Raw genomic sequence first — 768 nt, 5'->3', positions numbered from 1 at the left:
GCCTGGGTGAAGCTGGCGTTGAAGAACTGCTGGCCGAGACGATCGAAGCGGCGAAGCGCGCGGGCGTGATCAAGGCCTCAAGCGCGAAGCGCGTAATCGTCGACACGACGGTCATGCAAAAGGCGATCGCCCATCCAACCGATTCGCGCCTGCTCGAGCGGTGTCGCGAACATCTGGTGAAGGCCGCGGCGCGACACGGATTGAAGCTGCGGCAGAACTACAACCGCGAGGCGCCACACGTGGCACGTCAGATTGGCCGCTACGCCCATGCGAAGCAGTTTAAGCGCATGAAGAAGGCGCTGCGCACGTTGCGCTCACGCGTTGGGCGGGTGATGCGTGATGTGGAGCGTCAGCTCGATTCAGTTTCCGACGCCGGGCGTAGCGCGCTAACGGAGTTGATCGGCCGCACCAGGCGGATCCTGTCACAGAAGCAGAAGGACCGGAACAAGCTTTACGCCTTGCATGCGCCGGAAGTCGAATGTCTGGCCAAAGGCAAGGCCCGCACGCCGTACGAATTCGGCGTCAAGGTGTCGATCACGACGACCCACAAGGAAGGGCTGGTGATCGGGGCGCGTTCGATGCCTGGCAATCCCTACGACGGCCATACGCTGGCGGAGGCGCTGGAGCAGGCGGCGATCCTCAGTGACGTGAAGCCGGAAGTGGCCGTTGTCGATCGCGGCTACAAGGGTGTCATCGTTGATGGCGTGAAGATCTACCATCCGGGATTACGGCGAGGAATCACACGTGGACTACGCGAGATGATCCGAA

Annotated in this window: 1 protein-coding gene; it reads left to right on the top strand. The window is 62.1% G+C overall.

Annotated elements, in window-relative coordinates:
- Positions 1 to 768 (top strand): IS5 family transposase (locus AB4Y34_RS41785; RefSeq protein ID WP_368719298.1); only part of this gene is annotated, 768 nt, incomplete at both ends.

Source organism: Paraburkholderia sp. BR10954 (assembly GCF_040965775.1).
Taxonomy (GTDB): Bacteria; Pseudomonadota; Gammaproteobacteria; order Burkholderiales; family Burkholderiaceae; genus Paraburkholderia; species Paraburkholderia youngii.
This window is presented reverse-complemented; position numbering and strand designations above follow the sequence as displayed.